23 protein-coding genes are annotated in these 25,228 nt (G+C 52.8%); 13 read left to right on the forward strand and 10 right to left on the reverse strand.

The window, feature by feature from the left end; translation table 11 throughout:
• The first annotated feature begins 8 nt into the window (after positions 1-8).
• Entirely contained in the window at positions 9-2,162 is a 2,154-nt protein-coding gene (locus BM485_10260; protein OKY75071.1) for an RNA-binding transcriptional accessory protein, read from the forward strand.
• On the opposite strand, the gene BM485_10265 is transcribed toward BM485_10260, so the two are convergent.
• Positions 2,150-4,627, reverse strand: a complete 2,478-nt coding sequence (locus BM485_10265) for a helicase (GenBank protein ID OKY75072.1) — start codon at positions 4,625-4,627, stop codon at positions 2,150-2,152. The genes BM485_10260 and BM485_10265 overlap by 13 nt on opposite strands.
• Before the next feature lie 359 nt (positions 4,628-4,986).
• Between BM485_10265 and BM485_10270 the strand changes: the two genes are divergently transcribed.
• From BM485_10270 to BM485_10280, 3 genes are all read left to right on the forward strand, one after another.
• Positions 4,987-5,424 (forward strand): IS200/IS605 family transposase, encoded by a 438-nt coding sequence (locus BM485_10270; protein ID OKY75073.1) that lies wholly within the window; start codon positions 4,987-4,989, stop codon positions 5,422-5,424.
• Between the two features lie 357 nt (positions 5,425-5,781).
• The gene (locus BM485_10275; GenBank protein OKY75074.1) at positions 5,782-6,495 is read left to right on the forward strand and encodes a hypothetical protein; all 714 of its coding nucleotides are present in this window, start codon (positions 5,782-5,784) and stop codon (positions 6,493-6,495) included.
• Between the two features lie 69 nt (positions 6,496-6,564).
• Positions 6,565-6,786: a hypothetical protein gene (locus BM485_10280; protein ID OKY75075.1), complete on the forward strand. Its 222-nt coding sequence runs from the start codon at positions 6,565-6,567 to the stop codon at positions 6,784-6,786.
• Positions 6,787-7,408: 622 nt separating this feature from the next.
• Here BM485_10280 and BM485_10285 read toward each other — a convergent pair.
• From BM485_10285 to BM485_10315, 7 genes are all read right to left on the reverse strand, one after another.
• Positions 7,409-7,885, reverse strand: a complete 477-nt coding sequence (locus BM485_10285) for a hypothetical protein (GenBank protein ID OKY75076.1) — start codon at positions 7,883-7,885, stop codon at positions 7,409-7,411.
• A gap of 95 nt (positions 7,886-7,980) precedes the next feature.
• A complete protein-coding gene (locus BM485_10290; GenBank protein ID OKY75077.1) occupies positions 7,981-8,988 on the reverse strand; it encodes a hypothetical protein in 1,008 nt (335 codons plus the stop codon).
• Positions 8,989-9,071: 83 nt separating this feature from the next.
• A complete protein-coding gene (locus BM485_10295) occupies positions 9,072-10,517 on the reverse strand; it encodes a hypothetical protein (protein OKY75124.1) in 1,446 nt (481 codons plus the stop codon).
• A gap of 128 nt (positions 10,518-10,645) precedes the next feature.
• The gene (locus BM485_10300) at positions 10,646-11,248 is read right to left on the reverse strand and encodes a hypothetical protein (protein OKY75078.1); all 603 of its coding nucleotides are present in this window, start codon (positions 11,246-11,248) and stop codon (positions 10,646-10,648) included.
• A 27-nt stretch (positions 11,249-11,275) separates the two neighbouring features.
• Positions 11,276-11,461, reverse strand: coding sequence for a hypothetical protein (locus tag BM485_10305; GenBank protein ID OKY75079.1), 186 nt, complete (start codon positions 11,459-11,461; stop codon positions 11,276-11,278).
• A gap of 24 nt (positions 11,462-11,485) precedes the next feature.
• Complete coding sequence (locus BM485_10310; protein OKY75080.1) at positions 11,486-13,039, reverse strand: hypothetical protein; 1,554 nt, start codon at positions 13,037-13,039, stop codon at positions 11,486-11,488.
• 299 nt (positions 13,040-13,338) lie between these two features.
• Positions 13,339-13,938, reverse strand: coding sequence for a hypothetical protein (locus BM485_10315; protein OKY75081.1), 600 nt, complete (start codon positions 13,936-13,938; stop codon positions 13,339-13,341).
• Positions 13,939-14,061: 123 nt separating this feature from the next.
• On the opposite strand from BM485_10315, the gene BM485_10320 reads away from it, so the two are divergent.
• Complete coding sequence (locus BM485_10320; protein ID OKY75082.1) at positions 14,062-14,595, forward strand: hypothetical protein; 534 nt, start codon at positions 14,062-14,064, stop codon at positions 14,593-14,595.
• Between the two features lie 825 nt (positions 14,596-15,420).
• Here the strand turns inward: BM485_10320 and BM485_10325 are convergent.
• Together BM485_10325 and BM485_10330 are read right to left on the reverse strand one after the other, a co-directional pair.
• Positions 15,421-15,837, reverse strand: a complete 417-nt coding sequence (locus BM485_10325) for a class I peptide chain release factor (GenBank protein ID OKY75083.1) — start codon at positions 15,835-15,837, stop codon at positions 15,421-15,423.
• A complete protein-coding gene (locus tag BM485_10330) occupies positions 15,837-16,112 on the reverse strand; it encodes a hypothetical protein (protein ID OKY75125.1) in 276 nt (91 codons plus the stop codon). The genes BM485_10325 and BM485_10330 overlap by 1 nt, the downstream gene beginning before the upstream one ends.
• A 68-nt stretch (positions 16,113-16,180) precedes the next feature.
• Between BM485_10330 and BM485_10335 the strand changes: the two genes are divergently transcribed.
• From BM485_10335 to BM485_10370, 8 genes are all read left to right on the forward strand, one after another.
• Positions 16,181-17,248, forward strand: coding sequence for a magnesium and cobalt transport protein CorA (locus BM485_10335; GenBank protein ID OKY75084.1), 1,068 nt, complete (start codon positions 16,181-16,183; stop codon positions 17,246-17,248).
• 27 nt (positions 17,249-17,275) lie between these two features.
• Entirely contained in the window at positions 17,276-17,983 is a 708-nt protein-coding gene (locus BM485_10340) for a 6-phosphogluconolactonase (GenBank protein ID OKY75085.1), read from the forward strand.
• A 181-nt stretch (positions 17,984-18,164) separates the two neighbouring features.
• Positions 18,165-18,785 (forward strand): hypothetical protein, encoded by a 621-nt coding sequence (locus BM485_10345; protein ID OKY75086.1) that lies wholly within the window; start codon positions 18,165-18,167, stop codon positions 18,783-18,785.
• Positions 18,786-18,790: 5 nt separating this feature from the next.
• On the forward strand, positions 18,791-19,957 hold the full coding sequence (locus tag BM485_10350) for a hypothetical protein (protein ID OKY75126.1): 1,167 nt from the start codon (positions 18,791-18,793) through the stop codon (positions 19,955-19,957).
• A gap of 13 nt (positions 19,958-19,970) precedes the next feature.
• Complete coding sequence (locus BM485_10355; GenBank protein OKY75087.1) at positions 19,971-20,249, forward strand: hypothetical protein; 279 nt, start codon at positions 19,971-19,973, stop codon at positions 20,247-20,249.
• Between the two features lie 354 nt (positions 20,250-20,603).
• A complete protein-coding gene (locus BM485_10360) occupies positions 20,604-21,026 on the forward strand; it encodes a hypothetical protein (GenBank protein ID OKY75088.1) in 423 nt (140 codons plus the stop codon).
• Between the two features lie 288 nt (positions 21,027-21,314).
• Entirely contained in the window at positions 21,315-22,175 is an 861-nt protein-coding gene (locus BM485_10365) for a hypothetical protein (GenBank protein OKY75089.1), read from the forward strand.
• Between the two features lies 1 nt (position 22,176).
• Positions 22,177-25,173, forward strand: coding sequence for a hypothetical protein (locus BM485_10370; GenBank protein OKY75090.1), 2,997 nt, complete (start codon positions 22,177-22,179; stop codon positions 25,171-25,173).
• Positions 25,174-25,228: the final 55 nt, after the last annotated feature.

Genomic DNA, 25,228 nt, shown 5'->3' on the forward strand with positions numbered 1-25,228 from the left:
GATCAAAAATGAGTCATCATGAAATCATTGCCCGGGAAATGCATCTCCGGGAGCAGCAGGTTGCCGCTGTTGCCGCTTTGCTGGCAGAGGGCGCGACCGTGCCGTTTATTGCCCGCTACCGCAAAGAGGCAACCGGGTCCCTGGAAGATACGCAGATCGCCGCGGTACGGGACCGGATTGAAAAACTTGCCGAGCTCGACAAACGCAGGCAGGCGATTGTTGCTTCCCTTGCCGAACGCGATTTGCTCACCGATGTTCTTAGCCGGAAAATCTCTCTTGCCCGGGATCTTGCCACCCTGGAAGACATCTACCTGCCGCACCGCCGGAAACGCCGGACCCGGGCAACCCAGGCCAGGGAAAAAGGACTTGAACCCCTGGCCGGGCTTTTGTTTGCCCAGAAGGGGGAGAGGATCGACCCGGCGTCCTTTGTTGACCCGGAAAAGGGCTGCGCCAACGAAGACGATGCCCTGGCGGGCAGCCGGGACATTATTGCTGAATGGGTCAGTGAAGATGCCGAGGTGCGAACGGTTTTGCGCCAATTTTTTGCCAAGGAAAGCATCATTCAGTCAAGGCTGGTGAAAAAGAACGAGGAAAACGGGGCGAAGTTCAAGGACTATTTTGACTGGCAGGAACCGGCGGCCAAGGTGCCGAGTCACCGGTTGCTCGCCATGCTGCGGGGCGAGCGCGAAAAAATACTCACCCTGGCCATCCGCCCTCCCGAGGAAAAAGGGGTCGGATATTTACTGAAAAAATTCAGTAAACAGCAGGATGCTGCCGGCCGGCAGGTGGCCCTGGCGGTGGAGGACAGCTATAAACGGTTGCTTGCGCCATCGCTGGAAAATGAACTGCGCACCAACCTGAAAGCCCGGGCCGACGCCGAAGCTATCGCCGTTTTTGCCGAGAATCTCCGGGAACTTTTGCTTGCCTCGCCCCTGGGCGAGAAACGTTTACTGGCCCTTGACCCGGGGTTCAGGACAGGCGCCAAGCTGGTCTGCCTTGACGGGCAGGGCACGCTCCTCCAGCATGCGACCATTTATCCTACCCATGGCGGAGAAAAACTGCGCCAGGCCGGGGAGACAATCCGTCAACTCTGCGCGACTTACCAGGTGCAAGCCATTGCCATCGGCAGCGGCACCGCCGGCCGCGAAACAGAGGCCTTTGTCCGCAGCCTGAATCTTGCGCCGGATATCGTCATTACCATGGTGAATGAAAGCGGCGCTTCCATCTATTCAGCCTCGGATGCGGCCCGGGAGGAATTCCCCGGGCTTGATGTGACGATTCGCGGCGCCATATCCATCGGTCGCCGTTTGCAGGACCCGCTGGCGGAACTGGTGAAGATAGATCCCAAGTCCATCGGGGTGGGACAGTACCAGCACGATGTCGACCAGGCGGAACTCAAAAAAAGTCTGGAGGACGTCGTCGAAAGCTGCGTCAACAGTGTCGGCGTGGAGGTCAACACGGCAAGCGTTCAGCTTCTCACCTTTGTCTCCGGCCTTGGTCCGGGACCGGCAAAAAATATCGTGCACTACCGGCAGGAAAACGGCCCTTTCACCGAGCGGCAACAACTCAGGAAAGTCCCCCGTCTGGGGCCGAAGGCCTATGAACAGTGCGCCGGATTTCTGCGCATCAGAGGGGCGAAAAATCCCCTTGATGCAAGCGGCGTCCATCCGGAACGCTACGACCTCGTCGGGCAGATGGCGCGGGATCTGGGCTGCTCGGTTGCCGAACTGATCGGCAATGCAGCGGCCAGGGAAAAAATCAATCTGGAAAAATACCTCTCCGATGCGGTTGGGCTGCCGACCTTGCACGACATCATGGCGGAACTTGCCAAACCGGGCCGTGACCCGCGCAAGGCGTTCACCGTCTTTCAGTTCGCTGAAGGCGTCAATGCCATTGAGGACCTGTATCCGGAAATGCGGCTGCCGGGAATCGTCACCAATGTCACCCGATTCGGCGCCTTTGTCGACATCGGGGTGCATCAGGATGGTCTTGTCCACATCAGTCAACTGGCGGACCGCTTTGTCAAGGACCCGGCGGAAATCGTTAAAATCGGCCAACAGCTGCTGGTTCGCGTCATGGAAATCGATATCCCGCGAAAACGGATAACCCTTTCCCTGAAAATGGAGGAGCGTTCGCCGGGAGTTGCAACTCATCTCCCGTGAAATTTCAGGTGGGCCTGCACCAGTTTGATGTCGTTGTAGGAAGAGTCGTCGCCGAGGGCGGTTATTATCTCTTTGGTCGGGCTGTTTTTCATTGTCGCCAGTTTTTCGGCAATGGCCCGTTGCTTTTCCGGCAACAGCAGGGTGCCGATTTCCAGCTCGCCGGTTTCGACGAAATGGGCCAGGTGTCCGGCAATGGTTGATTGTGCCAGACCGCGTTGTTCGGCGATCTGCTCAATCGATAAACCATCCTGAAACAGCACGAAACTGACGTGCCGGGTCGTGGCGGGCGGCGCTTTTTCTTTTTCGGCGCGCCCCTGCTCCCCCAGGGCTTTGGGTGCAGGCAGAACCACCTCGCGAATCCTGTGTTTCCTGCGGTAGTCCGCAACCAGCTCCACCAGCTCCGTACCGTATTTTTCCAGGGTGCGTGGGCCGATTCCCTTGATGTTCTTCAGATCCCCGGGGGTGTCCGGCAGACTGACCGCAATCTGGATCAGGATGCTTTGGTGCAAAATCCGGTAATGGGGCAGCCCCTCTTTGGCTGCCGTTTGCGCCCGCCAGTCCTTTATGGCCTGGTACAACTCGGGATGCGCGACATCGGCGGCGGTGTATTCCTCCTGAACGGCTTTTCTTTCCTTGTCCGGCGCACAGTCGATTTCAGCGGCGGACAGGGCGCGCCGGTAGCGGTCCGGGGAAAAGCCGTTTTCACAACTCTTCACCCCAGCCGTTTTTATCAGCACTTCCCGGTTCAGTTCATGGAGGGCGGTGTGGATTTGTTTTTTTATGTCCTTGTTGTCCGTCTCCACCCGCAGGGCCCGGAGATTTTCCCGGAGAATGGTTTCGATTTTTTCCTGAAAATAGCGTGATGCCTTGCCGATTCGTTCAAGAATGTGACTGTTCGACTCGGGCAGGGTGTCAGGGGCAAAAAGACCGAGCAATTGCCGTTTGAAATTTTCGCCGACCACGCAGATCTCACGTACCCCGCTTTTTTCCATTTCCCGGATATCATTGATGCCGGTCACCGTGATCAGCCGTTCGTTGCCGAGCACCACCCGCAGCAGACGGTTCAGGCGAAAACGCAGCTGGTCAAAATCAAAGCAATCCAGCAGCAGCCGCTGCTGGCTGCGGATTTTTTCCGCAAGCAGGAGTTCGGGCGAGGGCGGCTTTTGGAACGCCTTTTTGACAAAAGAGAGCACCGTACCGTCGCTTTTGACCGACTGCATGGAAAGAGGCGAACTGAGCACCATGCCTTCAAAGGTTCTGCAACGGCTCAGGCCCACATAAACCTGGCCATGGGCAAAGGAGGCGGCCGCGTCAATGACCGCCTTGTCAAAGGTGAGCCCCTGGCTTTTGTGAATGGTGATGGCCCACGCCGGTTTCAGCGGATATTGAACGAATTTGCCGATTTTGTTTTCCGTGATTTCCCTGGTCAGGCTGTCGACCGTGTACTTGATATTATCCCAGGTCGCCGGTTCAACCATGATTTCCTTTTTGTCGTCAGGGCATTTGACGAACACCGTTTTGCCCGCGATCCGGGTTATTGTGCCGATCTTCCCGTTAAAATAGAGCTTGTCGCGCGACGCATCGTTACGCATGAACATGACCTGGGCGCCAACCTTGAGTTCGAGCAGGGCCGGGGTCGGATAGGCGTATTCGGGAAACTCGCCTTCCACCTCGGCGCTGAAACGGTGCAGCTTGGCCGGCAAGGCCCGCATTCTGGTTTCGTTGATGGCGTCAACCCCGCGATTGTGGGTGCCGAGCGTGATGTAGCCTTCGTCTTCAGCCGGAACAAAATTCGGGATGTAGCGGCGGTTGAGCTCCCGCAGCGAGTCCTCGTCAAGGTTGTTGTCCCGCACCCGGTTGAGCAGTTTAATGAACCGGAGATCCGACTGGCGGTAAACATGTTGCAGCTCAATGGATATCAGCTCGGTTTGCCGCAAGGCATTGCTGCTGAAAAAGTAGATTGATTCATAATGATCGCGCAGTATCTGCCGGTCGCTCTCCTTGACCACCGGCGCAAGCTGCTGCAGGTCGCCGATCATCAGCAGCTGCACGCCGCCGAAGGGCAGGTTGCCGCGGCGGTAGCGGCGCAGCACCATGTCCACCCCATCGAGCAGATCGGCCCGCACCATGCTTATTTCGTCGATCACCAGCAGATCGAGGCTCTTGATGATGTTGATTTTTTCCTTGTTGAATTTGCGCTGATTGCGCTGGTCGTTGATTTCGCCTCCCGGTACATACGGACCAAAGGGCATCTGGAAAAACGAATGCAGGGTGACCCCGCCGGCGTTGATGGCCGCAACCCCGGTGGGCGCGGTGACTATCATGCGTTTGCCGGTGTTTTTTTTCAGATTGTGGAGAAAGGTGGTCTTGCCGGTGCCGGCCTTGCCGGTCAGGAAGACATTGCAGGCAGTATGCCGGACAAAATCGTCGGCAAGTTGCAGTTCCGGGTTTGGATCGGTTGTCATGGTCGGCTGGATTTCCGGGGTGTTTTGGCGAATCGTAAAGGTGATCGTTGATTTTAATCTGATCGGCCGCATTATGCCAGGGGAGAATTTTTTGCAGCCCTGACGGCTCTCGAGCCGCCGATCGTTGCCCTTGGCGGAACACACCGGAAAGAACGGGACAGTTCAAGAAAATATTTTTCAGCCGGCAAAAAAGCTGGATAAAAACATCCTGGATGATAATATGAGTTAGAATCGTCGGATAATTTCCTTTAGGTAAACCCCCGGCTTTGCCGGGGGACAACAAAAGTTTGACAGTTCCGGAATAATATCGAAGCCTCCAAACTCGTGGACCGCTCAAAGTCACGAGAATGGAGGTTTCGATGAACGACATACAATCTTTAAGTCACACGAGGTGGGATTGCAAGTACCATGTGGTATGGATACCGAAATGCCGGCGGAAAGTACTTTATGGGCAACTACGGAAGAATCTGGGGGAGGTTTTTCATGAACTTGCTCGTCAGAAGGAGAGCAAGGTGGTGGAAGGGCATTTGCTCCCAGATCATGTCCACATGCTGATATCGATACCACCGAAATATTCGGTAGCACAAGTAGTTGGATACATAAAGGGGAAAAGTGCAATTCACATCGCTCGGATTTACCTTGGACAGCGGAAGAATTTCAACGGAATGCATTTCTGGGCACGAGGATATTTTGTGTCAACAGTAGGCGCCGATGAAGAGGTCGTCCGGAACTATATCAAAAAGCAAGAAAAGGAAGACCAGCGTATCGAGCAATTATCGTTATTTAAGCAAGGTTGACGCTGGTTATGACCACCGAATGGTGGTCAGATAATCTTTTAAACATACCGCTTTGAGCGGTCCACGGTGTTTAAAGCCACCGGCTTTGCCGGTGGTTACTTACTTTCAGCGATCGTATTCCGCCGGAAAAGCCTCCCGCTCATTTGACACTTTTTTAAGAAAAAAAAGGGGTAACTATCCAGCAGCACCGCATCTGCTTTGTCATCGGCCTGCCCGCATACCCAGTGTATAGCGGCCAGGCCTCTCTCGGAGTCTGCGCTTACCGGCGCATCTGCGGCACTGCTGAATAGTTACAGCACCGGGGCGGTTTGAGCAATTTTCGTCCCAAGCTGGATAGTTACAAAAAAGGATGCAGACGTGGCAAGTAAAGAAACGACGACTTCAGATCCTGGTTGGAAGAACACACGTGATTGGATTCAGCTTCTTGTGGTGGTGTTCGTCGCCTTGTCCGGCACCTACCAGTTCGTGTTCAAGGATATTATCAAGCCGAGCCGGGAGCCGACTGCTCTTGAACTTGCCACGAGCCTGGAGAATATTGCGGAACAGGATGGAATGCTTCTGATCCGCGTCCGCATCACGGCAATAAACCAAACCAGCCGCAGGATATACGTGCCGGCGTTCTGGTTCAACGTGCGAGCCGTGAAACTTTCCAGCGCCCCTTCCCCTGGCGCGGCTGACGAGAAATTGACAAAGACAGAACCTGACGGTTTGGTTGTTGCCTACGGCCGGATCGACTCCCGGCAACCGGTCGCGCATCAGCGCATCGTCCCAGGTGGTCTCTCCTGGTGGGAGCCGAAGGATAAAACGCACAATGAGGCGGTTTTCACTGTTCCAAAGGGGGAATTCGACTATCTGGAAATGCGGGTTTTCTACCTGCACACGAGATTCGGCGATGTCCTGCTGGACCCTGAATGGATTATGGACGGCGAAGGAGAGTGGAACGCCGACTTCAAGCTCAAGCCGGGTCTGTTCGGGGAGCGTGATCCCTTCGAGTGGCAGGAAGAAACGGGATCGGGCCTGAACTGGGCGGTGACAACGCTGCCGCTGTGGGACAAGGAGCAGGGAAGGTAGCCGGGGATCGCCTCTGGAAAAATAATAAGGAATGGAAGAAAAAGATGGCGCAGGGAGGAAGCTGTGAAAATGCGACAGAGGGGCGGGTTCAAACCGGGCGTGTTTAGCCGAACCATCGGCGGAACCACGGCGCTTGCGGCAACACTGGTCAGGATGTCCGCCGGCATTGTTGCTGTTGCCTGTCTGGGGTATTTCTTCAAAGACAGGGTGAAAAACAAAAAAAATCGTACACGTGCCAACGATTCGGAAGTTGTGCCCGAGCACAAATCGGATATCAACGTTCAGGAATGACCGATTATCGACACGTAGAGGAGTGGCCGGCGGGAAAATGCCGGTCGGCATACCACGATGATTGATTTCAACTGGTCTGCCCGAAAGCATGCGCCCGGTCCGGGGAAGGAAGAACCCCCGCTCTTTCCTTCCCCGGGATTTCCGGAGCGCAATCGTCAGACCGCTCCAACCCGCAACTTCTTCCGGATGGCGGTCATGTTTGTCTTATTTTAAGTTTCAACGATGAAATGAAAAAAAAGGTTCCCTGGAATGTGAAAAAAAATGCGGAAGGAGGGGATGACGACGGTTTGGTTTCTTGGTGCCGTAACGTGAGCAACGGGAAAAATCGTTTCCCGGCATGCTGATCTGGAGCCGTTTTAACGGTTTTCAGGCTGATCAGGGGACGGGAAAAAACAGATGGTCGGTTTCGGCAGGAAGTATCGGTTGTGGCTCGTGATAGAGAAAATCGCCGAAGAGGCGGCAAGATGCGGAAAGATGTTTTTAGACCGGGTTGAAATGAAAGTAATGGAACGCAACATTCAACCCGATCATCTGCGTCAGACTGAAATAATGGCCGGCAAAAATCATCGGAACCTTACGGAACCGAGACGCTCTTTTTTTCGCATAAAGCGAGGACCATGGGTTAATGGCCCCCTCGATGGCAATCGCTGCAACGATAGTTCGGCAGATCATGATGAAGATTGTTGCTTCTCGGGCTGCCGGTCACCGTGTCGGCTGGATGGCAATTGAGGCAGTTCCGTTCAATGGTAACCTGGTAGGCCGAGTCATCATCAGTCTGCTCGACGGCATGACATGACAAACACTCATAGGTGTTACCGCCGGTTTCGTAAGGGACAATGCTTGCCGGCGGGATGGTCTGCCCGATCAGTAAGTGGTGTTTGTCCGGGTTTTCATACTGGAGCCGGGGAAAACGGGCAAGATCACCGTGGCATGCGCGGCAGTCAGCCTCAGTTGCCGAGTCGTCCCAATCGCCTTGCATGCCGTCACTCCAGGAATCTCGTGACGAACCCCATGCCCCGGCATCATCAGGGAAAAAAATCAGGATGATTGCGAAAAGGGCAAGAGTTATACGTGTCAGTAACTTCATTTTTTTCTTCATTTCGTATCTCCTTGCAAATGTTGAAGTGTCACCGGAAATTGCCGGTTGTGCTATGAAGATTTTATCCTTCCCGGGACCTTTTGCGGGAAAATGCGTTAGTTGAGATATATTTCGACATCAGCCTTTTTTCTCAACTCTTTTATGTGCTCCAGCCGCATTTTGCCGATATGTTTTTCTTCGAGAAACTTTTTTATAAAAGGGCGCGCCTGATCAATCGGGAGATAGCCGGAAGGTTCCTTGGCAAGCACCTGTAAGAGATGATAACCGAATCCGGTTTGAAATACCTTGCTCGTTGTGCCCTGCTCACTGCTGAAAGCAATTTCATCAAACTCCGGGGGCATGAACCCCTTCTCGATGAAACCAAGTTGACCACCTTGCTGTTTCGACATGAGGCAATCAGAGTATTCTTCAGCTAATGCGCCAAAATCCGCACCTGCCTGAATTTTTTGCTTGATATCATTTATTTTTTGCAGAGCAGCATCTCTTTCCGGCTGTTTCGCGTCATCCTTTACCTGCACCAGAATATGTTGCACATTCACACGTTCCTTTTTTTTGAAGTTTTCCTTGTTGTGTTCGTAAAAGGCAAGAACCTCTTCTTCCGGTGGATCAAAGTGCAATATCCCTTGTTTTTCCATGTAGGTGGTGATCATTGTTTTGTTCTGCAATGAAGCCAACATGCTCTGTTCAGTCATTTGACGGGATTTGAGATACCCGTCGAACCTCTCCTGCGTATCATAGTGCTTTTTCAGGTCATTAAATTCCTGAAGAGCCTTCTGCTCAATGTCCGGCATCTCATATTTGCTGATTGCCTGGGAGAGAACTTCGTTATCGATAATTCGTTCCAGGGCCTGTTTGTTCAGGGTTTTTATCAATTCAGGCGCGGCTTTTTTCATGCCGAACTTGTTATATTTTTCAAGATCCCTGGTTACTTCCAAGGTCAATCGGTCTTCGCCGATCGGCTGTCCGTTGACCTTGGCAACGATTTTGCCGCGATCCGTCTTTTCCGCGGAATCCGCACGACCCAAACCGGTGCAACAGAACAGAAGGGAAATAACCCAACATGTAGCCAGGGTAAACGTCGTGATATTTGTTTTTGTTTGCATGTTTTTTCACAATTCGTCAGACAGCCCGCACAGTCCTTTGGGGACACATCAAGGGTGTGAGATGCGATCAGGCTGAAATTTTATTAGAGGCTGCTTGCTTTATCGATGCGAACTCTTGCTGAAGCGCCGGGTTTGCCGATGGGTTGAAAAACGATGTCGAATGCCGTGTCGCTCGCATCAAGAAAAAAGGTCACATCCTCCTCTGGTGACTGCCGTTGAAAATGCACCATTTCCGAAAGATCACTTCTTCTTGTCCTTCCCTCCCAAACGGCAATGTGAACACCACGCAGAGAGATGTTCCTGATGGAAACCTGGTACATATCTCCGGAAAGACTGACGATGTTCTTGTTACACCCGTATTTGCCGTCTTTTGTCAGCTCGAACTCCAGGAAGGGGCCTTCAACCTCATCATTGTTTTCCAGGGCGGCTTCCACACTGACGAGGCCAAAGCCGAAAACTTCATCCCGGCCGGCATCTCCCAAATCCCGAGCGCTTTGCTGCAACTGCCGGCGGACATCGAGATTGTTGATGATGCCATCTGCATTTATATCATCCACCCCTGAGGAAAGAAGAAGAGCGGCTGTTCCTGAAACATGCGGTGCCGCTTGCGAGGTGCCGCTTAATTCCGCATAGGTGTTGTCGGCGGTGGTTGAGTTGATGGCGACTCCCGGGGCAGCCAGTTCAATCTGCGGTCCTGTCGAGGCAAACCAGCCCTTTTGATCCGCCTTATCCGTGCCCGTCACGGCAATAACGGAATCATAGGCGGCCGGATAGGTAATGGTGCTGCCATTGCCTGCCGCGGCCACAAGCAGGACTCCGGCATTATAGGCCGTTTCGCAGGCATCCTGAAGAGCGGCCGAATGAGGGCCGCCAATACTGATGTTGACGATATCGATATCATTTTCAACAGCCCAGTCGATACCGGCGATGATCCAGCTTAAAAGGCCGAAACCGGCGCCATCCAATACCTTGATGCCATAGAGTGCGGCACTGGGCGCCACGCCGACAACCCCGCTGCCGTCGGCGGCAGCGGCGATGACACCGGCCACATGGGTCCCATGACTGTTCCAGCTGTCGTCAAAGGGATCATTATCATTAAAGACAAAGTCCCATCCGCCCTGATAATTATCAGCAAGTTCCGGGTGGGTATAGTCGATGCCGCTATCGAGAACGGCAACGCGCACTCTCTCTCCCGTGATATTGTCGGAGTGGGCCGTCTTGCTGCCTATATGCTCTACTCCCCATGAATTCAGGTATTCAACAGGATCAGCCGAGGCATCCAAGGGCTCAATCGTCGAATACACCGTATCCTCGACAATATATTTCACTTTTGGATTTTTGCGGAGTCTGACCATGTCCTCATCGCTAAGGGTTGCCGCAAACGCTTTGAGATGACGAAATTTGCGTTTGACCCCTCCGCCATGCCCCCGCAAAAGAGTTTCCTCTTGTATCCCGGGGGTGTCGTGAAACCCGACGATTACCGCGCGTTCCTCAGCCTGCGCAACAGGAGTGAAACCGAAAAAAAACATCAGGGTCGGAATGATGACGGAGTTGCACCGCAACATTATTTTTTTGGGTACATACATTGTGTTTCCTCATTTATGTCAAAAAATGCGTTTTTTCCGCTGTTTGTTCGACAAAGACAGGTGCGCTGGACCTATGCCTTTTTCTTCCTCAGGCGCCCTCCGAGAAGACCGGCCAGGCCTGTGCCGAAAAGCAGCATGGTGGCCGGTTCGGGAACAGGATCAACGGTAACTGCGGAAAAAGGATTCCCAGCCTCATCAGCCAGCGTGACATTCGCAAATGAAAGCACGCTCATGCCGGGATTTATCGCCTGAAACGAAAGAGTGGCCAGGGTCATGGAGTTTGACGGGGATGTAAATTGATCAGCAAAAAAAGAGTCGCCAGTGGACGAGTCAAGGCCAATGAGTGAAAACTCGGCGAGGTTTACCAGGCCGGGCGCGTAGTTGCCGGAACTTGCGTCCCAGGCAGAAATACCATCAACTACTCCCAGGCCGACCCCCAGGGAGTAGGAGTCAAAGGACAAAACGCTTGAATCAAAGCTGATATCAAAATCAAATGCGCTTAGCGTATCTGAATCCCGCATGTCTGACAGGACGATATCAACAGCGAACACATCGTCTGCAAGAATTGCGGAGTTTGTCGGCGTAAATGACAATGATGCCGCCATTGCCGGAGCGCTTAACAGCGAAAGCACGGTAAAGACCGAACAACAACCCAATGACTTCATGAATTTCATTTTATTTTCCTCACTTGTAACATATTTTTAAAAAAAAACTTTCTCATAATTTCCCAGAATCAGCCTGCGGCAGACACTGTCACGGTAAGTGAAACCGAAACAGGACCCAAACAGGTTAAAACAAGAAATAAACTGCTGTTCCTCCATACAATGCGGAAGGAGGAACAGCAGTTTTAAGAAAAACGGATTATCAGACCTTTTACCGGATATCAATAAACGGCTTCACAAGAGTCTCCTTTAAAGAGCTCTTTTGGGGCCGGGTTTGTCGGCAGGATTTACCGTATTGGTTTGAACCGATGCCGAGGATTTCGTCGCCAACCATAACAACACTAATTTTCGTGCATCAAGGATGGTAATCCTTCCATCTCCATCGATATCACATTCTGTACATTCATCGACGGGATGACGCAAAAAGCCTGTAAGAATTGTGACATCCGCCATATTGACAATACCGTCATCGTTCAAATCTCCGGGTATGGCGTTTGGCGTACACGTTGAATTGTCCCCATCGCAGACACCGCAGTTATCCAGCACAGCGGAACCACCCCAGGTGCCATTGCAGTCCTGGACGCAGTCATTGGCCGGATTGGTATCGCAGGTGCCGCAGTTATCTGTCGTTGCGGAACCACCCCAGGTACCGGCGCAATCCTGGACGCAGTCATTGGCCGGATCGCTGTCGCAGGTGCCGCAGGCATCAACCACGGCTGCGCCGCCAAAGACGCCATTGCAGTCCTGGGTACAGTCATTGGCTGGATTGGTATCACAGACACCGCAGTTATCTACCGTTGCGGAACCACCCCAGGTACCGGCGCAATCCTGGACGCAGTCATTGGCGGGATTGGTGTCGCAGGTGCCGCAGTTGTCTGTCGTTGCGGAACCACCCCAGGTACCGGCGCAATCCTGGACGCAGTCATTGATTGGATCGCTGTCGCAGGTGCCGCAGTTGTCAACCACGGCAGTGCCGTTGGCAACGCCGTTACAATCAAGGCAGGTTGAGTTGTCGCCGCCGCAGACGCCGCAATCGTCAACAATTGCGGAGCCATTGCATACGCCGTTGCAGTCGATGACTCCGGCACAGTTCGATTCCAAAGCAAGCGAACTCGTCAGATAGGTATTGGTTCCCGTATCAGGATCTTGCTGGACAAGATAAAATCCGGCAGGTGCGGTTGCCCCGGCGGTAAAGGATATGACGGCAGTTTGTCCTTCAAGGAGTTCAAAATCCCAACTTTGCCCCAGGGCCGTATCTTCAACAGGGGGAACTAAATACTGCCCATCCGGCAAAGGAAACCGGTCAAAAAATATTTCATTATCAAAGTAAGAAGATGGTGGAAAAGTGACGCCGGAGTCGAAAAAATTATCAAAAATATCACCAGTGTACAATACGTTGGCAGTCCCTGTCTTCTTGGCGGAACCCCAGCCGATTTCATCAATTTCCCAGGAAAGGCCGGCCGGGGCGGTTCCGTTACTTGTTCCGGTTTCATTCAGGACATTGTTGATCGAATAATCGAGATCGTAATTGAAATAAACAGATACCGAATGAGGCCCTGCGCCGGTCACCGTGATGACAAGTTTTCCAAAACCATCAAGAATGGAATAATTATCCGTAAGATTAAATGTTGCATAGTCGATGGAAGGGGGAAGGTCTGAAAGTTTGCTCAAATTGCCCTTTGAAAAAAAGTCATACGAGCAGGGCCCCTCAAGGCAGTAGCTTGTGCCGTCTATGTTAATGCCCCAGTCAAATAATTCTACCTCCGCCTGGGAAGGAGAACTGAAAATAAATACAAACAACAAGGAGTTCACTCCTGACAACAACCTCTTCATTTTACCCCTCCATCATTCAAGATGTTTTTTGGATGCGATTCCGCAATAGCAATGAGGTGAAAGCTTTGTTTTAACCCGGCAATGAAGGCAAAGGATTTTGGTAACAGTTGTCCCCATCGCGAACTACACCGGATTTTTCCTCGGCGTATTCAACCCCGCGGTACTCATTTTCTTTTTCAAGAAATGAATCCGCCGTCCGGTCAAGCGCAGATGCAAATCGGGAAGCATCATAACCTCCCGATTTGCAAGCCTTGTGTAACGGAGCCAATTTATCTGCGCGTCGGCCTCAGTGTCCGCACTCTATCGTTATCTGCTCCCCAGATAGAATTGACGGTAACACTGCTCGGGCATACACTGCAGGTTGCTGAAATAGAAGTATCCGTCCACGTTCTTACTGCGCAATCCACTTCGGCCCCGGTCTTGTCGGTTGCCGACAGTCCGGTTCCCGAATTAAGGGCATCTACATGCTGGGAATACCCTGTGCCTTCAATAGTGACACTGGTTCCTCTGCAGGTAATGGATTGGTTCGCCATGGCTGGAATAACGCGCAGATTGACCGCGTTACTTGTTTTATCAGCCTTAACGACGCGGAAGTCATAGTTTCCGGGAGCAAGATCAGCCGGAACCGTCACTTCCACGGAAGTTGCGGAAATAGCGGAGGGTATAAGTTCTACAAAGGTTCCATCATCGGCGGTCAGCATCACTTTAGATGTTACACCGATTTCTTCGCCGCCAACGCCGATAACAACATTGGTGAAGCCCATACCGGTAGCAGTAACCGTCGCAGCGGTGCCACTGGTCACGCTCGTTACGTCCAGGGCGGATACGTCGGGAATAACCGGACCGGAATAGGGAGCTGCGGCAGACATGGCACTGAATCCATGACAGCCATAACAGTCGTCGTTGTGGCCGATATGGCCCCAGTATGGATTTTCCGCGCCAGGAACAATGGAATTCACGTTGGCCGGGTTGTCTGAGTCAACCTGGATGTTATGAAGAGAAGCCACGCCGTGACATGCCTCACATTTACGTATGTAATATTTTTTTTCTACAGTGAAGTCATGACAGAATTGGCATTGGGCACTGGCACCCAGACCAAGGCCGGTGGAGTGATGTGTGTCGGCATTGGTAAGGACAAACAGTCCGGACGCGGTGTCGGTTCCCGATTCGTGACAAAAAACACACTGCCCCTCACCGTTTACGTCCGCATTGGGTTTATCGCTGGGCCATGGAGTGACGAGGCTCGGCTCATAGGACGGAATGTAATGTCCGTCCAATGGGTTATCAATGGGGCCGTGGCAGGCTTTACAATCCTGCGATTGGGCCTTGGCCGTCAAGTGATGGACGGAGGCTTCTCCGGCAACCTGATCATGACAGTAGAGGCAGTCGCGGAATGTATCAAAGACATAGCTGCTTGTTGTTGTGTCCCATACCTGCTGATGACAGGAAAGACATTGATAGGCGGTGACGCCGGCCTGTGGAAAAGGGACGTCGGTTTGGGTTGGGATGGTTTTGTTGACAAGTAAATGGTGCCTGTCCGGAATGGTTCCGGGGTTTACAATGGTTTGGTCTTCATGGCAGGCGCGACAATTCGCTTCAACTAAGTTGTTGAACGAGCTGTCGGGGATGCCAAGGATTTGATTAACCGGGGGTGGTGGAGTGTTGGCCAGGCAGGTTCCTGCAGTCGTTAATGCAAAAACCGCTGTCAACATAACCTTTTTTTTGGTTATCTCCATGATAATCTCTCCTTTTTCATTTTTTTTAGTAATTCTTCGGTTGGTGATTCCTCATTTGTCCTTCTGCGAAAACCGTCAAACGGTATTTCGTGGAAAACCATGGTTACTCGTTCTTTTTCACCTCCTTTCTCTTATGTTTTTTATTTACGTTAAGATCCGGCAATAGAATCACCGGCTTTTGTTCCTGCTCGAAAATGAAAGGGCAGGGGGGCAATGAGCTGTATCGCGCATCTCCTGCCGGCGATTGGCGTGGTTTCTCCTTTTTTAAATTTAGCAGAGGGGTGGAAGCCTCTGGGAGGTAACGATGGGGCCCGGGTTCACTCCTCACCAATCGGGCCGATCGTCTCGTCGTCCTCTGCTTGAACGAAACAGGAATTGGGGCGGGAAAAACACGGTCAAGGCAGGGAAAAGAAACAATGACATGGTTGATGATCGTAATTTAATGCCTTCACTTCTTCAGATCCTCCTTAGCAAAAAAAAAGAAGGGAAGAAATGTGGCAAATTGTCACACCATGATGGTGGGAGACGAAAGTCTTTCCTGTGAAGGAGATTGCTTGGTCCGGCTGGTGAAGAAAAAACAACGGGCAGAGAAGGTGATTCACCCATCCTTTGCCGTCACTCGTCGCGGATTTTGCCTCGCATATTTTTTGTTCGGCCTCTTTGGGTTTTCTCCTGTATCCGTTTTTCCTGTGAGCTTCGTGTCGGTTTTGTCGGTTTTCGTTTTTTCGGGATGACCGCAACGCTCCGTATCAGTTCCAGGAGTCGACGCAGGGCCTCTTCCCGGTTTTTTTCCAGACTCCGATAGGTCTGAGACTTGATAACGACCACACCCTCCGTCGTAATCCGCTGATCAGCTTTTTTCAGCAGTCTGGATTTATAGAAATCAGGAAGGGAAGAGGCGGCGATGTCAAAACGCAGGTGAACGGCGGTCGACACCTTGTTGACATTCTGCCCCCCGGAACCCTGGGCGCGGATGGCGGTCATCTCTATTTCACTGTCGGCAATGGCCACGTTTTTGGATATCTGCAGCATCACTGCTCACCTTTTTCCGTTTTTTTGATCAAATTATTTTTCGCCGCCAGGGACAGTTTTTTTATCTGGCACTCCCGTTTGCAGACAACGGATCGGGAGGCTCCTGTCTCGACGTAAACAAGCTCCACCGGTCGGCGCGTCCGGGTATAGCGGGAGCCGCCCCGCGAAGAATTGTGCTCGGATATCCGGCGCGTCGGGTTTGTGGTGACGCCGGTGTACAAGGTTCCGTCATTGCAGCGGACGATATAGACGTACCAGCCGTTTTCATGTATCATATTCGAATATTCAGCTCCCATGCCTGTCAACCGCATCGGTTTTTTATCTCTTTAACCAATAATACGCCATGATTAACAGGATTTATCAGAATTTTTCGCAGAAGGCCGGTCTGCCCCCCGGAACCGTGGTTCATGTGGGGGAAAAGACAGAAGAACGGACCAGAATAGACCTTATGCGTTTTACCCCAACGAAGATATTCGAGCAACAGTGTAACACGGTTGCGGAAATTGCAGATACGGCTGTTGATGCGGGGGCAATAACCTGGGTTCATGTCAATGGGATTCACCAGCCACGAGTTGTTGAGGAGATAGGACGAAAATTTGATTTTCATGCGTTGATATTGGAGGATATCGCCAACACCGGACATCGGCCCAAAATCGATGAATGGGATGAGTATCTTTTTCTCGTCGTCAAGTCGCTCACCTATGACGAGCAATCGTTGTTTGTCATGCCGGCTCATGTCGCCTTTGTCTTCCGCGATGATGTCGTGGTATCCTTTCAGGAGTCGGGCCCGGACCTGTTTGCGTCGCTCCGGGAACGCATCCGGACCGGCAACGGACGGGTGCGGAAAAAGGGAGCTGACTATCTTCTTTACGCCCTGCTTGATACGGTGGTTGACGGCTATTATTCACTGCTGGAAAAGATGGGCGATCGGGTGGGAGACCTTGAAGAACTGGCCCTGGGGGGCGATGCCTCCGCCATTTTCCATGAAATACATGAGTTCAGGCAGGAGATGACCGTGATCCGCAGATCGATCTGGCCTCTGCGTGACATCATCAGTCGGCTTGAAAATAACGAGGCCTTTATCTCCGAGAACACCCGTCATTACCTGGCCGACGTCCATGATCATGTGATCCAGTCCATTGATATCGCCGAAACCTTCCGGGACATGCTGGCCGGCCTGCAGGAAATCGCCCTTTCGCTCAACAGCAATAAAATGAATGAGATTATGAAGGTTCTTACCCTGATCGCCACTATTTTCATTCCCTTAACCTTTATCGCCGGGGTTTACGGCATGAATTTCAAGTTTATGCCGGAACTTGAATGGAAATGGGGGTATTTCGCCGCATTGGCTTTCATGTTTCTGGTGGGATGCTCAATGGGAATCTATTTTAAGAAAAAGAGCTGGTTGTAATCAACCTGCCGGGAAAAGGAACGTGTCATGTCGGATTATAACCTTAATTTTCGCGGTTTCACCACCTTCAGCCAACTGGCCCTTGATCTTGCCGAAAACATTGCCTTCAGGCTGCAGGCCGGGCTCGAAAAAAACGGTGCCGCAAGTCTTGTGGTGTCTGGCGGCTCAACGCCGCTTCCTTTTTTCGACGCATTGGCCAAGCAGGAAATTGAATGGGGGAAGGTGATGATCACCCTGGCGGACGAACGATGGGTCGCCCCCGCAGACCCCGACAGCAATGAGCTTCTTGTGCGGACCCATCTGCTGACAGGCAGGGCGGCGACAGCCCGCTTCGTCGGCTTGATGAGCGACGGCACTTCAGCGGCAGGGGGCGAAGCTGCGTGCGAAAAAAAAATTGCAATAATCCCCAGGCCGTTTGATGCGGTGGTTCTCGGCATGGGCAATGACGGCCACACCGCTTCTTTTTTTCCGGGGGCGCGTAATCTTGCCGCGGCGACGGATATGGCATCCGGCAGGTTCTGCTGCGCCATGAGGCCTGTTGCCGCGCCCCATGAAAGAATGACCCTGACTCTGCCGACCCTGATCGATGCCCGCGCAATTTTTGTTCATCTGCGCGGCCGGGAAAAGTTGAAGGTTTTTGAGAAGGCCGTTGGTCCGGGTCCGTTGAACGAGATGCCCATTCGCTATGTGCTGGCCCAAGCAGCGGAGCCGGTTAATGTCTATTGGGCGCCGTGAGTGGTCATTGCTGGTAATGAAAAGAAATTTACCGGGAAGCGGGTAGGTTTTTTTTAGAACAACTCGTTTGCTTTTTTGCGCGATTTGGTATATCGATAATTTATAATTTTTGTTTTATTATCATTGAATTAGACGATATTTAATTGTTTATCCATAGGGGAACCCTATTAAGGGGGAAGAGATGAATCAGTCCATAAAATTGGATTGTCGCGGCCTGAAGTGCCCGCAACCGGTTTTGCAGACAAAAGACGCCCTGGAGCAGATGGCTGCGGGCGAGATAGAGGTCCTTGTGGATAATGATGCATCCCGCAGCAATGTGGAGCGCTTTGCCAAAAGCCGGGGATGTTCGTCATCCGTGACTGAGCAGGACGGTCTTTACCGCATCACCATCAGGAAAAGCGGGGATTCTCGCCCCGCCGACGATGCCGGCGATGCATCCCGATACACATGTGAGCCCGTGCGCAGGGAGCTGGTTTACGTCGTGCCGTCCGACACCATGGGGCAGGGCAACGATGAATTGGGCCGGGTGCTGATGCGTGCCTATATCAAAACCATGAAAGACATCAGCCCGCTGCCGGCCAAGATTCTTTTTTTTAATAGCGGTGTCATGATCACGGCGAATGAATCCGACCTGATCGAACCTCTTCAGGATTTGGCGGCAAAAGGGGTGGAGATTTTTTCCTGCGGCACCTGTCTTGATTTCCTGGGGTTGAAGGACAAACTGCTGGTCGGCAAAACCACCAACATGTACGAGATCATGCAGTCCATGGCAGGTGCCGACAAAGTCGTGAGTCCCTTTTGAGCATCGTGTCTGCCGAACCTTCAGTCATTTATGCCGATAATGCGGCGACGTCCTTTCCCAAGCCGCCGGGGGTGGTTGAGACGGTCTGTCGACTTCTGGGGACAACCTCCTTGAGCCCGGGACGATCGGCTCATGCTTTCTCTTTGGAAAGCAGCAGGCATATCTTCGACACTCGTGAATTGCTGGCTGAACTCTTCAATTGCCCGGACTCAAGCCGCATCGCCTTTACCTGCAATGTCACCGAAGCCCTGAACCTGGGGATTTTCGGCCTGTTCGGCAACCGGCTCCAGCCGGGGGACCACGTCATCACCACGGCTCTTGAGCATAATTCGGTCATGCGCCCTCTGCGCTACCTTGAAAAAACCGCGGATATCAAAATATCACTGCTGCCGATTGATGCGGACGGCCGGGTCATGACAAGTGAACTTGCGCGGTTGCGCAGGAGCAATACAAAGCTCATTGTCATCAATCATGCTTCCAATGTCACCGGCGGCGTCGTTGACCTGGAAGCCGTGGGCAGGGAAAAGGGCGATGCCTTTTTCATGGTGGACGCCGCCCAGTCGGCCGGGGTCTTTCCCCTTGATGTGGAACGGATGAACATTGACATGCTTGCTTTCACCGGCCATAAATCGCTTTTCGGGCCGACCGGCACCGGCGGTTTTTATCTGCGGCAGGGCGTTATGCTCCGCCCCATGAAAATGGGGGGGACGGGCAGCAATTCCGAGTTGGAAAGTCAACCTGATTTCATGCCGGATTGCTACGAGTCTGGAACACCCAACACACTGGGAATTGCCGGACTGGGAGCCGGTATTTCCTTTATCGACAAAACCGGCATCGGGGTCATCAGGGCGCATGAACAGGGGCTGCGCCGTCTCTTTCTGGAAGGGCTGCGCCGGATGGAGCATATTACGGTTTACGGCCCTGGAAACGATAGCCAATGCGCCGCGGTCGTCTCCCTGCGGGTCAAGGGAAAAAGCGAGTCGGAAGTGGCTCATATTCTTGACCGCGAATTCGGCATCACGGTGCGAGCCGGTCTTCACTGCGCCCCGGCCGCGCATCGGGCCATCGGCTCGTTTCCCGCCGGTACCGTCCGTTTTTCCTTCGGTTATTTCAACACCGAGAGCGATGTTGCCACCTGTCTCACCGCCCTTGACATGATCGTCAAAAAATGAAATCCTTCTGATTATGCCCTCACCGTTTCTTCACGAACCAACCTGCGTTGTTATCCTTTTTTCCATTCATTTTGTCCTGAAAGCGGAAAAGCTGCTCAAAAAAGAGTCTATCACTCATGATGTCATCCCCGTGCCCCGGGAAATAAGTTCCGATTGCGGGATGGCGGTCGAGTTTCTCTGCCGGGACCAGGAAAGGGTTATGGATCTTTTGCGGTCCGCTTCCATTCACATTGCCGGTCTCTACCGCAGAAAAGGGGAAGGGGGCTTTTGTTTGCTTTCCATCTCCGCCTAACGCGGCATCAGGATCTGAAAAACGATCTTTTTGATAATGTGAACCTTTTTTTATCAGCATCAAACTTCACTAATCAACCGCCGGCGCATAGTCCGCTCTTTCTATTGCACTGAAACGCAACATTCTGTTTTATCTCTGAAATCCTGCCGCCAACCTGAAAAATATTTTACTGAAAGGTTCCTGGACCATGTCTTGTGCAGGTGTAACTAACTGTTATTGCGTTTTTTTCATTCCTTGACAGATGATGCGGAATTGCTATGATTTAGATAGAATTCAACTTCTCGTTTTAAACCTGTACCCCATCTAAAGCCAAAAATGACAAGGCAAATCGAATGATTAAAAGAGGAGGCGGCTATGGGATTTTTGGAAAAATTTTTCGGTGGCGGCAAGAAATACCCCCCCTTGGGGGCGGAAAATCCGGCGGCAAAAAAAATAGAAGCAATGAAAAGCCTGCTGGAGAAAATCTCCAGTGAGGTTTCCGACCCCATGGAGGTGGTCCCTGCCGATGACACGGCCTTTGTTTTTATCGGCAACCCGAACAAGAATTTCGGCATGGCCTGGGTTAATAACGGCAAGGTGCAGAATTTTAAGACACTGGCCGATGAAAAAGGGATCGCCCAGCAGCAACTGATTCTGATGCATAAAAAATTGCAGGACGCCTATCATCGCAGCGGTGACGACAAAAGATACTCAATGACAATCGGTGGTAAAAGTGTTGTGGTAACACCATCGAGTGATCTGGCAAGGGAGGTAAAAGACATTATCGGTAATGCCTGAATAATGATAGTGATTCAGCCCCGGTTTTGGATCACTGCCGATAACGTCGTATAAATAAAGGCTTTTGGGATACAGTTTTGAACCCGTTTCCTGCTTGGGAGCGGGTTTTTTTGTATTTTGCCCCGACCTTCCCGCAAAGTAGAGAGAAAATTGCTTTGTCTGTTCAGCCGATGACGGGATCAAGACGGCAATCATCACCGGTTAAAAAAAATGACATGAGCCGCGGAGTATTATATAATTTATTGTGATTTTCTCTTGATATTGCAACCTTAACAAGGAAGGGTCATTATGAAGCGTCTTGTTCAGCGCACCCTGTGGGCGATTGCCGTGATTGGCATAGTGTTCCCCGCCGCTCTGCACGCCGCCGCCAAGGGTGACTCTCTCGTGCTCGGTGTTTTCCCGTATATCTCGGCGAACCAGATGGTGGAACAGCTCTCCCCCCTGGTCAAACGCATTGAGCAGGCGCTGGGCAAGAAGATCATTATGGTTTCCGCGCCTGACTTCATGAGCTATGTGCAACGCACGGCCAAAGGCGAATACGACCTGGTGCTCACCGCCCCTCACATGGGTCGTCTCGCCCAGAAACGCGACGGGTGGCAGCTTGTCGTCATGACCGGCCAACAGACCGCCACGGTCATCCTGGTGCGCAAGGACTCCGGCATAGAGAGGATTGAGGATCTCCGGGGCAGGAAAATGGCCGTCGGAAACTGGCGATCCGTGACCTATCTTTTGGCCGAGGAGGCTCTCGCCCACAAGGGACTTACCTTGGGCAAGGATGTGGAAATCGTGGAAACGGCCACATTCTCCAACGTGGTCCAGTCCGTGTTCCTGGGGGAAGTGGATGCCGGCGCAACCCCGACCCTGCTCTGGGACAAGTGGGAACACGTTAACGAAGAACAGCATAGCGGGCTCCGCGAGATTTTCCGGGCGAAAAAACCCGCGCCCCCCTCTTTTTTAGTGATGCTTCCCCCCAAGACCGATCAGCAAATGATTCTCCGCTTGCGCGAATCGCTGCTCGGTTTTCAGGATACCGCGGAAGGCAAGGCTTTTTTGCAGAAAAGCCAGTTTGAATCCTTCCTGCCCCCGGACGACGAGGCCATGACGCGCATCGACCCCTACGTTCACGTCCTGGTTGAGCCGCAGCAATAATATGATAAATCCGTCCCGCTCCGTTCCGTGGTACCGTTCGCTGCGATTCCGACTGGTGGCGGCCGCCCTTGCCATCGAGTTCGTCATGCTCACCCTGCTGCTCGCCAACAGCTTCCGCCTGCTGAACGAGGCGGTGGAATTCCAGGCCAAGGCGCGTCTTGAGTCGCTTTCCCCCCTGCTCGATGCCGCCCTTGCCGGTCGCGTCTTTCAACGCGATCACGCCGAGGTGGCGGCAATTATCAAACGATTGACCACCTCGGAACGTGCCGAAATCCGTTACATTACCGTGCTTGATCCTGACGGCGAAGTCATTGCCGCCGCCGGCTCTTATGACCAGGCAGCCCTTCCCGATATCGACTCGCAAGTTGCCGACGCACTGACCGACCTCACCTACGACACCCGTCTTCCCTTGACCATCATCGACACCGAGGTCGGCGCGGTGCACTTTGGTATTTCCCTTGCCTCCCTGGTGGCCACCCAGCACCGGGTGACGAGAGAGGGTGTCATCATCGCCGCGGTGGAGATTCTGCTCAGTCTGCTGCTGCTTGTCTTCGGCGGCTACCTCATCACTCGCCACATCCGCGCGCTGACGGAAGGGACGCGCCGGGTGGCACAAGGCGATTACGGTTCGAAGATTCTCATTCCCGGCCACGACGAAATCAGTGTGCTCGCCGCCGACTTCAACAGCATGGCGGCTTCTGTCGCCCACCATATCAACGATCTCCGGACCAGCGAGATGCGGTTTGCCGCCATCTTTAATGCGGTGGGCGAGGCCATTTTTGTTCATGATGCTGCGACCGGCGAGATCCTTGACGTGAATCAGCGGATGTGCGAGATGTACGGATACACCAGGGAAGAGGCGCTGCGCTGCGACATCGGCACGGTCAGCGCCAATTTTCCGCCGTATACGATGGACGATGCGCTTGCCAGAAACAAGACGGTCATGGCCGGTACACCGCAGACCTTTGACTGGCTTTGCCGCGCAAAAGACGGACGGCTCTTCTGGGCCGAGATCAGCCTGCGGGCAGCCAGAATCGGCGATGACGACCGCCTTATTGCGGTCGTGCGCGATATCAGTGAGCGCAAAAAGTCGGAAGAGGAAAAAAATACGGCCATTGCCCGTTTCCGGACGCTGGTGGACAGTCTGGAAGCCCTTGTCTATGTTGCCGACATGGAAACCTATGAGCTGCTTTTTATCAATGAATACGGCCGGCAAGTGTGGGGAGACGTCACCGGCAAGATCTGCTGGCAGGCACTGCAGGTCGGTCAAAATGGACCATGTTCCTTCTGCACCAACGAAAAACTGCTGGATGCCGAGGGCAACTCCACCGGCACCTGTGTCACCCTGATACACAACACGGCGACCAGGGAATGGTACGAATGCCGTGATCAGGCCATCCAGTGGACGGACGGCCGCATGGTTCGCATGGAAATCGCCATCAATATTACCCGGCGCAAGGCGGCGGAAGATGAGCTGGCGGCGGAAAAAGAACGCCTGGCCGTCACCCTGCGCAGCATCGGCGACGGGGTTATTACCACCGACACGGACGGCAGGATCGTTTTGCTCAATACCGTGGCGGAAAACATGACCGGCTGGCAACAGCGCGAGGCGCTAGGGAAACCGCTCTCGGAAGTATTTACCATTGTCCATGAGCAGACCCGTGTTCCCTGTGAAAATCCGGTGGACAAGGTGATGGCCTCCGGCCGGATCACTGGGTTGGCCAATCATACCGTCCTCATCGCCCGCAACGGCAGTGAACGCAAAATAGCAGACAGCGGCGCACCGATTCGTGACAAGGACGGGGGAATTATCGGGGTGGTCCTCGTTTTCCGTGACGTCACCGAAAAACAGCGCATGGAAGAAGAGCTGCTGAAAATAAAAAAACTGGAGTCGGTGGGGCTGTTGGCCGGCGGCATTGCCCATGATTTCAACAATATCCTGGCCGCCATTATGGGCAATATCAATCTGGCCCTGCACGACGGCGGCCTGGACGACGCTACCCGCAAACTGCTGAGCAATGCGGAAAAGGCCTCGGCCCGCGCCAAGGGTCTTACCCTGCAGTTGCTCACCTTTTCCAAAGGAGGCGAGCCTGTCAAGGAAACGGCCTCAATCGCTGAAATTATCCGGGAGTCGGCCGAATTTGTTCTGCACGGCAGCAACGTTGCCTGCCGGTATTTCATGCCGGATGATCTCTGGCTTGTCGATATTGATAAAGGTCAGATGAGTCAGGTCATCCAGAACATCATCATCAACGCCAAACATGCCATGCCGACAGGCGGCATCATCCAGGTCAGCTGTGAAAATTTCGTGTCCGGGGAAAACGCGGGCAGTACCCTGCCCGGTAAAAAACATTTCATTAAAATCATTATCCGTGACAGCGGCATCGGTATTCCGGTAAACCTCATTGATAAGATTTTTGATCCTTATTTCAGCACGAAAAAGGAAGGAAGCGGTCTCGGGCTCGCCATCAGCCATTCCATCATCAGTAAGCATAACGGTTCGATATCCGTGCAGTCACAACCAGGGGAAGGAACAGCCTTTACCATTTATCTCCCTGCCTCAACCAGGGAAAAGGAAATGAAAAGCACATGTGAAATATTGGACATGAGCGGCGGCAAGGGGAGAATCATGATCATGGATGATGAGGAAATGGTCAGGGATGTCACTCGGGCCATGCTCGCGAGTCTTGGCCATGAAGTTGTTCTTGCCCGGCACGGGGAGGAAGCGGTCGACTTATTCAAAAAACACGGTGACTGCGGGGAACCGATTGATATTATCATCATGGACTTGACTATCCCGGGCGGCATGGGAGGAAAAGATGCCGTCAAAGCGATCCATGCAATCAATCCCAAGGCAAAGGTTGTCGTTTCCAGCGGCTATTCCAATGACCCGATTATGGCGCATTGCCGGGACTATGGTTTTGTTGCGGCTATCGTCAAACCGTTTCAGCTGCAGGATATTTCAAAAATTATCAATCAATTGCTGAAAGAAAGATAATCCCGTTTCCGGTATTCGCCCTGATGCCGGAAAATCAAAACACCGTTATGCCGAA

It is taken from the genome of Desulfobulbaceae bacterium DB1 (assembly GCA_001914235.1).
Classification (GTDB): Bacteria; Desulfobacterota; Desulfobulbia; order Desulfobulbales; family SURF-16; genus DB1.